A 13,831-nucleotide genomic window follows, 5' to 3' on the forward strand; every position below is an offset into this window, starting at 1 on the left:
GGCTGCCATGAGCGTCCTGTCGCACGCCGAGTCCTTCGCCGGCCTCCGGGTCGTCCAGGTCCCCGCCGACGGCCCGCTGCCGGCCGTCGACGGGCCCGTCGCCTGGCGCATCGACCACCCCGACTGGGACGGCAGCAGCAAGCAGAAGCTCTCCCCCGGCTTCCGGGACGCGTTCGACCGGTTCGTCGACGCCGCCGGAGAGTCCGTGCAGGCCCTCGTCGTCGGCGCCTGGGGGTACGCGGCGTTCAACGTCGCCCCGATCGACCAGCTCTGCGCCGCCGCGCCGCGCCTGCCGAACCTTCGGGCGCTGTTCCTCGGCGACATCCTCAGCGAGGAGTGCGAGATCTCCTGGATGCGGGTCGGCGACGTGAGCCGGCTGCTGACCGCGTACCCGAAGCTGGAGGCGCTGCGGGTGCGCGGCGGCGAGGACTTCCGCTTCTCGCCGGTGCGCCACGAGCGGCTGCGCCGCCTCGAGGTGGAGAGCGGCGGCCTGAGCGGCGACTTCGTCCGCGCGGTGCTCGACTCCGAGCTGCCCGCGCTGACCGACCTGGAGCTGTGGCTCGGCGTCGAATACTACGGCGGCGACACGACCGTCGACGATCTGGCTCCGCTGCTGGCCGGGCAGCGGTTCCCCGCGCTGCGCCGGCTCGGGCTGTGCAACGCCGAGCACGCCGACGAGATCGCCGAGGCCCTGGCCACCGCGCCGGTGGTGCGGCGGCTGGAGCTGCTGGACCTGTCGCTGGGCACGCTGTCCGACCGGGGCGCGCTCGCCCTGGCCGGCGGGCAGCCGCTGACCCACCTCACGAAGCTGGACCTGAGCCACCACTACGTCTCCGACGAGGTCGTCGCGGCGGTCCGGGCCGCCCTGCCCGGCGTGACGCTGGACGTGTCCGACCCGCAGGCGCCCGACATCGACGACGACGAGGAGCACCGGTACACGGCGGTGTCGGAGTGACATGCGCCTGACCGTCGTCGGCAACCCCGACAACCGCCGCGTCGGCCTGTTCACCGCCGCCGTGCTCGCCGCCGGGCTGCCCCGGCCGGCGGTGCTGCCCTGGGCCGACGTGCTCACCGGGGCGGCCCCGCCGCCGGCCGGCGCGCTGGTGCGCGTCGACTCCCCCGGCGAGGACCCGCACGTGGACCGGCTGTTGCGGCGGGCGGCCGTCCCGGCTCGGCACGGCGAGCTGGTCGGCCTCGCCGACGCGTACGCCGGGCTGGTCGACGGCCTGGCCCGGGTCGCCGCCGGCGGCGCGAAGCTGCTCAACGACCCCGGCGACGTGGCGGCGCTGTGCGACAAGCGCCGCTGCCACGCGCGGCTGTCCGCCGCCGGGGTTCCGGTCCCGGCGGCGCTGCCCGGGGTCGACGGGTATGCGTCCCTGCGGGCCGCGATGGCCGCCGCCGGGTGGGCGCGGGTGTTCGTCAAGCCCGCCCACGGCTCGTCGGCGGCCGGGGTGCTGGCCCTGGCGGTGGGCCCGCGCGGCGTGCGGGCGGTCACCCCGATCGAGGTCGCCCCCGACGGGCTGTTCAACTCGCTGCGGGTGCGCGCCTACGACGACGAGGCGACCGTCGCCGCGCTGGTCGACCGGATCGCCGGCGAGGGGCTGCACGTGGAGCGGTGGCTGCCCAAGGCGGGGCTCGGCGACCGGGTCGTCGACGTGCGGGTGGTGGTGGTCGCCGGGCGGCCCACCCACGCGGTGGTGCGGGCCGCCACCGGGCCGCTGACCAACCTGCACCTGGGCAACGCGCGCGGCGACCTGGCCGAGCTGCGGGCCGCCGCCGGCCCGGCGGCGTGGTCGGCGGCGATGGAGACCTGCGTACGGGCCGCGGCGTGCTTCCCGCGCAGCCTGCACGTCGGGGTGGACCTGATGTTCCTGGTCGGCTGGCGGCGGCACGCGGTGGCAGAGGTCAACGCGTTCGGCGACCTGCTGCCCGGGGTGCTGGCCGACGGCCGGGACACCTACGCCGAGCAGGTGCACGCGCTGACCAGCGGCCGGTGGGAACGCTGGCGGGCTACCGCCACAGCAGCGGCCCCGCAGTCCGGCACGCGGGCGGCGGAGGTGGTCGCGTGCGGGACCTGATCGGAAGCCACGACGTCTGCCTGGTCACCCTGGACACGCTGCGGTTCGACGTGGCCGATCGCCTGGCCGCCGCCGGGCGTACCCCCGCCCTCGCCCGGGTGCTGCCTGGCGGCCGGTGGGAGCGGCGGCACTCTCCCGCCAGCTTCACCTACGCCGCGCACCACGCGTTCTTCGCCGGTTTCCTGCCCACCCCGGCCGCGCCGGGGCGGCACGAGCGGCTGTACGCGGCGGCGTTCCCCGGCAGCGAGACCTCCGGCGAGCGCACCTGGGTGTTCGACGCGGCGGACCTGCCGACCGCCCTCGCGCGGGAGGGCTACCACACTCTCTGCCTGGGCGGGGTGGGCTTCTTCAACCGGCGGGGCGCGCTCGGGTCGGTCCTGCCCGGCCTGTTCGCCGAGGCGCACTGGGAGCCGGAGTTCGGCGTCACCGCCCCCGGCTGCCTCGACGCGCAGCTCGACCGGCTCGCCGAGACGCTGCCCCGGGTCCCGGCGCGGCAGCCGCTGTTCACGTTCCTCAACGTCGCGGCGCTGCACCAGCCCAACCGGCACTACCTGCCCGACGCCGACGCCGACGACCTGGCCAGCCACGCCGCCGCCCTGGAGTACGTCGACAGCCGCGTGGGCCGGCTGTTCGCCCTGCTCACCGGGCGGGGCCGGCCGGTGTTCACGATCGTCTGCTCCGACCACGGCACGGCGTACGGGGAGGACGGCCACACCGGCCACCGGGTCGGCCACGACGTGGTGTGGACCGTCCCGTACGCCCACTTCACCCTGCGACCGGGAGAATGGTGACCAGCAACCTCGCGGGCCTCGACGGCTCGCCGTACCAGCAGTACCTGTACGCCTACCCGCACAAGACGTCGTACCGGGCGCTGCGGCCCCGGCCGCTGCTCGCCGACGTGTGGCGGGCCGAGCCCCGCGACGCGCTGTTCCTCTACGCGCACGTGCCGTTCTGCGAGATGCGCTGCGGCTTCTGCAACCTGTTCACCCGCACCGGCGCGCCCGCCGAGCAGGTCACGGCGTACCTGCGGCAGCTGCGCCGGCAGGCCGAACGGGTCGCCGACGCCGTCGGCGGCGACGCCGGCTACGCCCGGGTGGCGTTCGGCGGCGGCACGCCGACGTACCTGACGGCCGGCGAGCTGACCGAGCTGTTCGACATCGCCACGTCGACGCTGGGCGCGCGGCTGCCCGGCGTGCCGCTGTCGGTGGAGACGTCGCCGGCCACCGCGACCCCGGACCGGCTCGCGGTGCTCGCCGCGCACGGCACGACGCGGGTGAGCATCGGGGTGCAGAGCTTCCTCGACGCCGAGGCCCGCGCCGCGGGCCGGCCGCAGCGGCGCGCGGAGGTGGAGGCGGCGCTCGGCGCGATCCGCGACGCGGCGATCCCGCTGCTCAACGTCGACCTGATCTACGGCATCGACGGGCAGACCGCCGACACGTGGCGACAGAGCCTCGACGCGGCGCTGGCGTGGCGGCCGGAGGAGCTGTACCTCTACCCGCTGTACGTGCGCCCGCTGACCGGGCTGGGCCGGCGGGCGCACGCCCGCGCCGACTGGGACGCCCAGCGCCTCGCCCTGTACGCGCAGGCGGTGGAGGTGCTCGGCGCGGCCGGCTACCGGCAGGAGTCGATGCGGCAGTTCCGCCGCGCGGACGTGCCCGCGCCGGACGGGCCGGACTACTGCTGCCAGGACGACGGGATGGTGGGGCTGGGCTGCGGTGCGCGGTCGTACACGACGGGCCTGCACTACTCGTTCGACTACGCGGTCAGCGTGTCCGAGGTGCGGGCCGTGCTGGACGACTATCTGGCCCGCCCGGCCGACGACTTCGCGCACGCCGAGTTCGGCTACCACCTCGACGGCACGGAGCAGCGCCGCCGGTGGCTGCTCAAGTCGCTGCTGCGCGCCGAGGGCGTCGACGCGCCCGCCTACGCGGCCCGGTTCGGCACCGCGCCGGGCGAGGACTTCCCCGAGCTGGGGCGGCTGGTCGAGCGGGGCTGGGCCACCGACGGCGGGCTGCGGCTCACCCCGGCCGGGCTGGCCCGCTCCGACGCCGTCGGCCCGTGGCTGACCTCCGCCCGGGTGCGCCGCGCGATGACCGGGTACGTGCCCCGGTGAACGACGCGGACCGGTGCGGCGGGGGCAGGGTCAGCGGCGCAGGCAGCGGGCTGGCGGTCCTCTACCGGGGTCCCCTGGCCAGTTGCAACTACGACTGTCCGTACTGCCCCTTCGCGAAGCGGCGCGACCCGCCGGACGTGCTCGCCGCCGACCGGGCGGCCCTGGAGCGGTTCACCGGCTGGGTGGCCGCGACCGGCGACGTGCGGCTGTCGGTGCTGTTCACCCCGTGGGGCGAGGGGCTGACCCGGCGCTGGTACCGGGAGGCGATGGTGGCGCTGTCGCACCTGCCGCACGTCGACCGGGTGGTCATCCAGACCAACCTGGCCGCCCGGGTGGACTGGCTGGCCGACGCCGACCCGACCCGGGCCGCGCTGTGGACGACGTACCACCCGGGGCAGGTCACCCGGGAGCGGTTCCTGGCCCGCTGCGCCCGCCTGGCCGAGCTGGGGGTGCGGTTCTCCGTCGGGGTGGTGGGGCTGCCGGAGCACCTCGGCGAGGCGCGGGCGCTGCGGGCGGCGCTGCCGCCGCACGTGTACCTGTGGGTCAACGCCGCCGAGGGCCACCGCTACGACGCCGCGCAGGAGGCGTCCTGGACGGCGCTGGACCCGCTGTTCGGCTACAGCGTGCGCCCACACCTGTCGCTGGGCCGGCCCTGCCACGCTGGGGAGACGGCGATCTCCGTGCGCGGCGACGGGACGGTGCGCCGCTGCCACTTCGTCGACGAGCCCATCGGCAACCTGTACGACGGCTCGTGGCGGGCCGCGCTGCGGCCCCGCACCTGCGTGAACGGGGCCTGCGACTGCCACATCGGGTACGTCCACCTCAAGCCGCTCGGGCTGCGCGACGTGTTCGCCGGTGGGCTGCTGGAACGCATCCCCGCCGGCTGGCCGCCCGGCTGACCGGGAGCCGACCGCCGGACCGTCCGGCCCGGCCGTTGCGTCCACCGGCCGGGACGCCGACCCGCCGCCGGCCGGCCCGGGGAGCAGGCCGGCTAGCTTGGGCCGCCGTGACTGCGCCGGTCGGCGTTTGCCGGGGCCGGGGCAGGTCGGAGAGGGGAACTGCACGTGCGTGACGACTTCCCGCGCCACCTGGCCAAGGAGCTGGACGCCGAGGATCCTCTCGCCGACCTGCGCGACCGGTTCGTGATCGCCGACGACGACCTGCTCTATCTCGACGGCAACTCCCTCGGCCGGCTGCCGGCGGCCACCCCGGCGCACCTGGACCGGCTGGTCCGCGAGGGTTGGGGCGGCGGGCTCGTCCGGTCCTGGCCCACCTGGATCGAGTGGGGCCGGCGCATCGGCGACCGGCTCGCCGCGCACGCGCTCGGCGCGCGTCCCGGCGAGGTGGTGGTCTCCGACTCCACGTCGGTGAACCTCTACAAGCTCGCCGCCGCCGCGCTGGACGACGCCGGCGACCGCCGCACGGTGCTCGTGGACGCCGAGGACTTCCCCACCGACCGGTACGTCCTGGAGGGGCTGGCCGCCGCGCGCGGGCTGACGCTGCGGCTGCTCCCCTCCGACCTCGACGAGGGGCTTCGGCTCGACGAACTGCGCGCCGCGCTCGACGGGGACGTGGCGCTGGTGGTGCTTTCGGCGGTGGCCTACCGCTCGGGGGCGCTGCTGGACATGGCGGCCGTCAACGCCGCCGCCCGGCAGGTCGGCGCGACCGTGCTGTGGGACCTGTCGCACGCGGTCGGCGCGGTGCCGATCGAGCTGGCCGCCACCGGCGCGGACCTCGCGGTCGGCTGCACGTACAAGTACCTCAACGGCGGCCCCGGCGCGCCGGCCTTCCTGTACGTCCGGCGCGAGTTGCAGTCCCGGCTGCGCCAGCCGATCCAGGGCTGGTTCGGCCGGCGCGACCAGTTCGGCATGGGTCCCGGCTACGACCCGGCACCCGACCTGGACCGGTTCCTGGTCGGCACCCCGTCGATCCTCGCCCTCGCGCCGCTCGACCCGGCCCTGGACGTGCTCGCCGAGGCCGGCATCGAGCGGGTACGCGCCAAGGGCCGTAGCCTCGGCGAGCTGATCGTGACACTGGCCGAGGCGTGGCTGACCCCGTACGGCTTCCGGGTGGCCTCCCCGCGCGAGGCGGACCGGCGCGGCAGTCACGTCTGCCTCTATCACCCGGAGGCCCTGCGGATCTCCCGGGCCCTGGCCGGGGTGGGCGTGGTGGGCGACTACCGGGCCCCGGACCGGTTGCGGCTGGGGCCCGCGCCCCTGTACACGCGCCACGTCGACGTGTGGGACGCCCTGGACCGTCTGCGCCGCCTGGCCGAGCGGCGCGGCTGGGAACGGGTGCCGGGCGGGCCGTCCCGGGTCACCTGAGGGCGTCAGCAGCGCGGACGTTCCATGGCCTTCGGCAGCGCGGGCAGCGCGAACCAGACCTCGGTCCCGCCGCCCGGCGGGGACGCGATGCCGACCCGGCCGCCGTGGGCGGCGACGATGCCGGCGACGATGGCCAGGCCCAGCCCGCTGCCGCCGCCGCGCCCCGGCTCGGCCTGGGTGAACCGGTCGAACGCCCGCTCGGCGAGCGCGGCGTCGACGCCCGGCCCGCCGTCGGTGACCCGGACCGTGACGCCGTCGGCGTCGGGCTCGACGGCGACGGTGACGGGTGCGTCGGCGGGGGTGTGGGCGCGCACGTTGGCCAGCAGGTTCGCCAGCACCTGCCGCAGGGCGTGCTCGTCGCCGGTGACGGGCGCGGGCGCGGGGGCCAGCAGCCGGGCCGGCCGGCCGGGCTGGGCGGCGAGCAGGTCGGCGACGGAGTCGCGGGCCAGCACCGACAGGTCCACCCGGTCGCGGCGCAGCTGCGGCTCGGCGTCGAGGCGGGCCAGGTAGAACAGGTCGTCGAGGATCCGGCCCATCCGGACGGCCTCGTCCTCGCTGCGGGCCAGCACCTCCGCCCGGCGGCCGGGCTCGACCATGTCGTGCCGCAGGATCTGCAGGTAGCCGCGGATCGAGGTCAGCGGAGTGCGCAGCTCGTGGGAGGCGTCGGCGGCGAAGTCCCGCAGCCGCTGCTCCGAGCGGGTGCGGGCGGCGATCGCCGCCTGGAGCCGGGTGAGCATGCCGTTGACCGCGAAGGTGAGCCGGTCCACCTCGGTGCGTGGGTCGTCGACCCGTACCCCGTGCAGGGGGACCCGGCGGTCGAGGTCGCCGTCGGCGATGGCGGTCGCGGTGGCGGTGATCCGGTCCAGGGGGCGTAGCCCCCGCACCAGCAGCAGCCGGGCGGAGCCGGCCAGCAGGAGCAGCACCGCCGCGCCGCCGGCCAGCTCGACCAGCACCAGCCGGCGGACGGTCTGCGCCACCGGGGCCAGCGGCAACGCGATGAGCACGACGGCGCCGCCGGCGCGTACGGTGACCACCCGCCACTCGCCCGCCACGGTGGCCGGCGCCGACGGACCGTCGGCGGGCGGCGCGGGCAGCCGGTCGAGCAGCGGAGTGGCCGGCGGGGTGGCCGCCGAGAACCGGGTGAGCGTGCCGCGGTGGCGGATCTCCACCAGGTAGTCCGACGGGGCGACGGCGGCCCGGACCGTGCCGGGGGTCTGCCCGGCGAGCTGCTCCACCCGGGTGGCGACCACGGCGGCGGCGGAACGGAGCTGGTCGTCGGTGCGCTGCATCAGGTAGGCGTGCAGCGCCAGCGCGCTGACCAGCCCGGCGGACACGAGCGCGGTCGCGGTGAGCCCGACCAGGCCGAGCAGCAGGCTGCGGCGCAGCGGCAGCCGGTTCACCCGGGCGCGCGCAGGGCGTAGCCGAAGCCGCGCCGGGTCTCGATCAGGGGCGGCCCGAGCGGGTCCAGCTTGCGTCGCAGGTAGCCGATGTAGGTGTCGACCACGTTGGACGCGCCGTCGAAGTCGTAGCGCCAGACGGCGTCGAGGATCTGGGCGCGGGAGAGCACCCGGCCGGGGTTGAGCATGAGGTGGCGCAGCAGCTTGTATTCCGTCGGCGACAGCGACAGCAGGTGGCCGCCCCGGCGGACCTCGCAGGTCTCCTCGTCGAGTTCGAGGTCGGCGTAGCGGAGCACGCCGGTGGCGGGCACGGGGGCGGAGCCGATGCGGCGCAGCACCGCCCGCACCCGCGCGACCAGCTCCTCGACGGAGAACGGCTTGGTGACGTAGTCGTCGCCGCCGTAGGTGAGGCCGGCGATCCGGTCGCGCGGGGCGTCGCGGGCGGTGAGGAAGACGATGCCGATCTCGTGGCCGGCGGACCGCAGCGACCGGCACACCTCGAACCCGTCGCCGTCGGGCAGCAGCACGTCGAGGACGACGAGCCGGGGGCGGCTCTCCCCGGCGCGGCGCAGCGCCTCGGCCGCGGTGGTCGCGGTCACCACGTCGAAGCCGTGGAACCGCAGCACGGTGGCGAGCATGTCGACGATGTTGGGCTGGTCGTCGACGACCAGGACCCGGACGGCGGCGGCGTTCATCTCGACCAGGATCAGACCACGGGCGGCTGGGAATTCGATGAGAGTCCGGCGAGAGCGTCCGCCTTCCCCGGCTCCGGGGCGGGCCGGCGTCGGCGGCCGGGGTGCCACCAGTTGGCCCGGCCGAGCAGCGCCATCGTGGCCGGCACCAGCAGGCCCCGGACCACGGTGGCGTCCACCGCCACGGCGACGGCCATGCCGAGGCCGAACATCTTGATCACGGGGTCGGTGTGCAGGACGAACCCGGCGAAGACGGTCACCATGATCAGTGCGGCGGAGGTGATCACGCGGCCCGTGCCGGCGAGCCCGGCGCGGACGGCGGCCCGGTTGTCGCCGGTCGCCCGCCACGCCTCCTGCACGGCGCTGAGCAGGAACACCTCGTAGTCCATGGAGAGGCCGAACAGCAGGGCGAACAGCATCATCGGCACGTAGCTCTCCACGGGCACCGGCCCGGACAGGCCGGTCAGCTCCACCCCCCAGCCCCAGGAGAAGACGGCCGTCAGCACCCCGTACGCGGCACCGATCGAGACCAGGTTCATCACGGCGGCCTTGACCGCCACCACGGGGGCGCGGAACGCCACGTACAGCAGGACGGTGGACAGCCCGACGACCACGGCGATCACCCACGGCATCCGGTCCCGGACGCGGTCGGCCAGGTCGGCGCGGGTGGCGGTCGCCCCGCCGACGTGCACCTGCACGCCGCCGACCCGCACGTCGCGCAGGTCGGCGACCAGGGCGGCGGTGGCGGGGTCGCTGGGGCCGGTGTCCGGCTGCACGCCGGCCGTGGCGACCCGGCCGCCGTCGGCGAGGCGCACCGGGGCCACCGACGCGACGCCGGGCGTGGCGGCCAGCTCGCGGGTCAGCTCGGCGAGCCGGGGGTCGGCGGTCCCGGCCGCCGGGGGGTCGACGGCGGCGACGACGCTGAGCGGGCCGTTGACGCCGGGCCCGAACCCCTCGGCGAGCAGGTCGAAGCTGGTGCGGGTGGCGCTGCCCGGCGGGTCGTCGCCGGCGTCGAGCTGGCCGAGACTGAGCGTGGCGGCGGGGGCGGCGAGCACGGCGAGCAGCGCGGCGGCGAGCAGGGCCCACCGCCAGGGCCGCCGGGTCACCCGCTCGGCCTGCCGGGCCCAGCCGGTGCCGCCGTCGGCGCGGCGGCGCAGGCGCAGCGGCAGCGCGTCGAGGCGGGGGCCGAGCACGGCCAGCAGGGCCGGCAGGAGGGTCACCGCGCCGAGGACGGCCACCACGACCACCAGGCCGGCGGTCCAGCCCAGCGTGCCGAGGATGGGCACGCCGGCCACGGCGAGGCCGCCGAGGGCGATCACCACCGTGCCCCCGGCGAACACGACCGCCGCGCCGGCGGTGCCCATGGCGGCGACCAGCGCCTCGTCGGTCGGCGTGCCGACGGCCCGCAGCGCCCGGTAGCGGGTGATCAGGAACAGGGCGTAGTCGATGCCGACGCCCAGCCCGATCATCGTGGCCAGGTTCCCGGCCACCGACGGCACGGCCACCAGGTGACCGGCGAGCCCGACCGTGGCGAGCGCGCAGCCCAGGGTGAACAGGGCGGTCACCAGCGGGACCGCCGCGGCGACCAGGCCACCGAAGGCGAACAGCAGCACCACGGCGGCGACGAGCAGGCCGACCGCCTCGGCGGTGTGGGAGCCGCCCCGCTCGGCCGCCGTGGCGAGCACCCCGCCCGGCGTCGTCTCGACGCCCGCGTCGCGGGCCGGCTTCGCGGCGTCCAGCACCGCCCGGCTGAGCGCCTTGTCCACGTCGCGCACGCGCACGTCGAGGCGGACGGTGAGGTAGCCGGTGCGGCCGTCGGGGCTGAGGGTGCCGGCGCGGGCGTCGACGCCGTCGACCCGAATCACGTGCTCCACCTCGGCGAGCGCGGCGGCGGCGCGCTCCAGCGCCGCCCGGCGGTCCGGCTCGTCGAGACGGCCGGCGTCGACGCGCACCACGACCTGCCCGCTGCTGGCCGGCCCGCCGCCGTCGCGTTCGCCCAGGTCGCGGGCGAGCTGGGCGTCGCTGCCGGGCAGGGCCACGTCGTTGTCGACCGGCCGGCCGAAGGCGGCGACGCCGCCGACCAGGGCGACCGCGACGAGCAGCCAGGTGGCGAGGACCCGCCACGGCCGGCGTACGCACCAGCCGCCCAGCCGCTCCAGCGTCCGGTGGGTCCAACCGTCGGTACGGGCGTGCATCAGTCTCCTCCGCAGGCGCCGGAACGGCGGCCGTCGCCGCCCCCGGGCAGGGTCAGGTCGTGTCCGGTCAGGCGCAGCCGCAGGCCGTCGGCGGCGACGTCGACGCCCTGCCAGCTCAGGCCGGCGGGCAGGGTGGGCAGCGGCCGGGACAGGTCACGGCCGCCGGTGAGCCGCTCCACCAGCTTGGCGCCGGCGGGCCGCCGCATGCCCAACACCTCGATCTCGGTGGGGGTGACGGTGAGCCGGCCGGCGTCGATCGCGGGCCGGGCGAGCACGGTGACGGGGAGCTGCTGCCCGGCCATCGGCGCGGTGGTCTCGACGGCGAGCAGCCCGCCGACGCCCCGGTAGCGCACCGGGCGGTCGCCGACCGCGCCGGGCAGGGCGTCGAAGCCGACGCGGATCCGCAGGTCCAGCGCGCCGACGCGGGCCGGCTGCTCGCCGGGCAGCCGCACCTGGGACAGCTCGGCGTCCACCTCGGCGGCCCGCACGTCGCCGCGCGTGACGTCGGCGGCCCGCACGGTCACCCGGCCCAGCTCCCCGGTGAGCACGCCGGGCAGCACGGGGAACCCGCCGAGGTCGACCCGGGGCGGCCGGTCGAGGTCGACGGCGCACGCCAGCCGGTCGGACAGCCGCTGCGCGGCCGTCCGCGCGACCCACCGGTCCGCCACGACCGCGCCCGAGAGCAGAACCGCCACGCAGGCGGCGGTCAGCAGGACGGCTCTGCGCCGCCGGACAGTTCGCAATCGCACCGGTAGAGCAGAACAGGCTGGCCTGGACCCACCACCCGAGGACGATGAGAGGAACGTGGGAGTTCGAGGTGGCCCACCTGCGGGATCGCCCGCGCAAGGATGCCGACGGTCAGCGGGCGGCGGGGGCCTCCCGGACCACGGCGACGCCCCCGGCCGGCACCTCCACCGCCGTCTCGACCGCGACGCCGGTGAGCAGCTCCACGCCGGCGGCCGGCACCCGGTGCGCCCGGTCGGTGTGGTTGAGCAGGAACAGCCAGCTCCCCGCCGCGCCCCGCCGGCGCACCGCCTCCACCCCGGCCGGCGCGGCGGGGCAGGTCGGCGTCGCGCCGGCGGCGAGGGCCGCGTCGGTCAGCAGCCGCCGGTACGTCTCGTCGTCGGGCCGGGTGGAGACGTACCAGGCGGTGCCCGCGCCGCGGCGGTGACGGGTCACCGCCGGCTGCCCGGCGAGCGCCCCGGCGGCGTACGCGCGGACGACCTCGGCCCCGGCGAGCCCGACGGCCTCGGCCCAGATCCGCCCGACGCCGCCCCCGGCGAGGGGGATCTCGTCGCCGTCGGCGAGCGGGTGGAACTCCTCCACCCGGACGCCGAGCACGTCGCGGAACGCGCCGGGATAGCCGCCGGTGCGCACCCGGGCGTGCTCGTCGGCGACGCCGCTGAGCCAGGTCACCACGAGGTGCCCGCCGCCCTCGACGTAGCTCCGGGCCCACGCGGCGGCGGCGTCGGAGGCGAGGTAGAGGGCCGGGAGCACCAGCAGCGCGTACCCGTCGACGGGGTCGCCGGGCAGCACCACGTCGCAGCCGAAGCCGGCCCGCCACAGCGCCCGGTGCGCCGCCGCGACCTCCTCGTGGTGATTGAGGTGCCGCGCCGGCAGGCCCGGGTGTTGCAGGGCCCAGCCGCTGGCGGCGTCCCAGCCGACCGCCACCGACGCCTCGACCCTCGCGCCGTCGGTCTCGGCGATCCGGTCCAGGGCCGCGCCCAGCTCCACCGTCTCGCGGAACACCCGGCTGTCGGGGCCGGCGTGCGGCACGAGCGCGGAGTGGAAGCGTTCCGCCCCGCCGACGGGGGCGCGCCACTGGAAGTACATCGCGCCGCGCGAGCCCCGGGCGACGTGGGCCAGGCTGTGCCGGGCCATCCGGCCGGGCTCCTTGGTGTGCATCCGCCCGGCCGTGTAGATCAGGTTCGGGGCGCTCTCCATGAGCAGCCAGGCTCCGTCGGCGGCGGTGGCCCGGGCGCGCGCGCCGTGGCGGGCCCAGCCCCGGGCCAGGTCCGCTGCGAGGGCCGTCTGCTCCTCGGCCCCGCCGTCGACGGCCGACGGGTAGTGGTCGATGGCCACCAGGTCGACCTCGGCGGCCCAGCGGGCGTGGTCGACGGGCACCCAGTCGCCGAGGACGTAGTTGGTGGTGACGGGCACCGCCGGGTTCGCCGCCCGCAACAGGTCCCGCTGCTCGGTGTACGCGGCGAGCAGGGTGTCGGACCAGAACCGGCGGAAGTCGAGCAGCTGGCCGGGGTTGGCCAGGTACTGCGTCGCTCGCGGGGTGCTGATCTGCGCCCAGTCGGAGTAGTGCTGGCTCCAGAAGCTGGTGGTCCAGGCGTCGTTGAGGGCGTCCAGGCCGCCGTGCCGCTCGGCCAACCAGGCCCGGAACGCCACGGCCGCGTGCTCGCAGTGGCAGACGGTGCCGTACTCGTTGTGCACGTGCCACAGGGCCAGCGCCGGGTGGTGTGCGTAGCGCTCGGCGAGGACCCCGGCGATCCGCCGGGCGGCGGCCCGGTACGCCGGCGCGGCGGCGCAGTAGGTGTCCCGGCTGCCGTGGTGCAGCCGCACCCCGTCGGCGGTCACCGGCAGCGCGCCCGGGTGGGCCAGCGAGAACCACGGCGGCGGCGAGGCGGTCGGGGTGGCCAGCGCCGCGCCGATGCCGTTGTCGGCGAGCAGGTCCAGCGCCCGGTCGAGCCAGCCGAAGTCGTACCGGCCGGGCGCGGGTTCGAGGCGGGACCAGGCGAACACGCCGACGGTGACGAGGTTGACCCGCGCCCGGCGCATCAGGGCGACGTCCTCGGCCCAGACCCGCTCGGGCCACTGCTCGGGGTTCCAGTCGCCGCCGAAGCGGAGCCGGGCCTCGTCCCACATGCCGCACCGTCCGTTCGTCGAGGTGGTGGTGTCCGGGTACACCGGCCGGGGGGGGGGGGGGGGGGGGGGGGGCGGCCCCCCCCCCGGGGGGGGCGCGCCCCCCCCCCCCCCGCGCCGGGGCGCCCCCCCCCCCCACACCCAAAAACCAAAAACACACC

General features: G+C 76.9%; 11 protein-coding genes. 6 read left to right on the forward strand and 5 right to left on the reverse strand.

Annotated elements, in window-relative coordinates:
• Positions 1–7: 7 nt before the first annotated feature.
• The 6 genes from ACFYWL_RS03720 to kynU all read left to right on the forward strand — a co-directional run bounded on the left by ACFYWL_RS03720 (position 8) and on the right by kynU (position 6,515).
• Positions 8–955, forward strand: a complete 948-nt coding sequence (locus tag ACFYWL_RS03720) for an STM4015 family protein (RefSeq protein ID WP_386966886.1) — start codon at positions 8–10, stop codon at positions 953–955.
• Position 956: 1 nt separating this feature from the next.
• A complete protein-coding gene (locus ACFYWL_RS03725; RefSeq protein WP_386966889.1) occupies positions 957–2,078 on the forward strand; it encodes an STM4014 family protein in 1,122 nt (373 codons plus the stop codon).
• Positions 2,066–2,869: an STM4013/SEN3800 family hydrolase gene (locus ACFYWL_RS03730; protein ID WP_386966892.1), complete on the forward strand. Its 804-nt coding sequence runs from the start codon at positions 2,066–2,068 to the stop codon at positions 2,867–2,869. The genes ACFYWL_RS03725 and ACFYWL_RS03730 overlap by 13 nt, the downstream gene beginning before the upstream one ends.
• Entirely contained in the window at positions 2,866–4,191 is a 1,326-nt protein-coding gene (locus ACFYWL_RS03735) for an STM4012 family radical SAM protein (protein ID WP_386966895.1), read from the forward strand. Before ACFYWL_RS03730 ends, ACFYWL_RS03735 begins: the two co-directional genes overlap by 4 nt.
• Positions 4,188–5,090 carry an STM4011 family radical SAM protein gene (locus tag ACFYWL_RS03740; protein ID WP_386966898.1) on the forward strand — a complete coding sequence of 301 codons (903 nt, stop codon included), beginning with the start codon at positions 4,188–4,190 and terminating at the stop codon, positions 5,088–5,090. Before ACFYWL_RS03735 ends, ACFYWL_RS03740 begins: the two co-directional genes overlap by 4 nt.
• 165 nt (positions 5,091–5,255) lie before the next feature.
• Positions 5,256–6,515, forward strand: a complete 1,260-nt coding sequence (gene kynU, locus ACFYWL_RS03745; protein ID WP_386966900.1) for a kynureninase — start codon at positions 5,256–5,258, stop codon at positions 6,513–6,515.
• Between the two features lie 5 nt (positions 6,516–6,520).
• Here kynU and ACFYWL_RS03750 read toward each other — a convergent pair whose 3' ends face one another.
• The 5 genes from ACFYWL_RS03750 to ACFYWL_RS03770 form a co-directional block, all read right to left on the reverse strand.
• The gene (locus ACFYWL_RS03750; protein WP_386966903.1) at positions 6,521–7,915 is read right to left on the reverse strand and encodes a sensor histidine kinase; all 1,395 of its coding nucleotides are present in this window, start codon (positions 7,913–7,915) and stop codon (positions 6,521–6,523) included.
• The gene (locus ACFYWL_RS03755; RefSeq protein ID WP_386966905.1) at positions 7,912–8,607 is read right to left on the reverse strand and encodes a response regulator transcription factor; all 696 of its coding nucleotides are present in this window, start codon (positions 8,605–8,607) and stop codon (positions 7,912–7,914) included. The genes ACFYWL_RS03750 and ACFYWL_RS03755 overlap by 4 nt, the downstream gene beginning before the upstream one ends.
• A gap of 11 nt (positions 8,608–8,618) precedes the next feature.
• On the reverse strand, positions 8,619–10,799 hold the full coding sequence (locus ACFYWL_RS03760; RefSeq protein WP_386966908.1) for an MMPL family transporter: 2,181 nt from the start codon (positions 10,797–10,799) through the stop codon (positions 8,619–8,621).
• A complete protein-coding gene (locus ACFYWL_RS03765; RefSeq protein ID WP_386966910.1) occupies positions 10,799–11,548 on the reverse strand; it encodes a DUF2993 domain-containing protein in 750 nt (249 codons plus the stop codon). Before ACFYWL_RS03765 ends, ACFYWL_RS03760 begins: the two co-directional genes overlap by 1 nt.
• 109 nt (positions 11,549–11,657) lie before the next feature.
• A complete protein-coding gene (locus ACFYWL_RS03770) occupies positions 11,658–13,673 on the reverse strand; it encodes a beta-galactosidase (protein WP_386966913.1) in 2,016 nt (671 codons plus the stop codon).
• Between the last annotated feature and the right edge of the window lie 158 nt (positions 13,674–13,831).

This window comes from Micromonospora sp. NPDC002575 (assembly GCF_042889525.1).
Classification (GTDB): Bacteria; Actinomycetota; Actinomycetes; order Mycobacteriales; family Micromonosporaceae; genus Micromonospora; species Micromonospora carbonacea.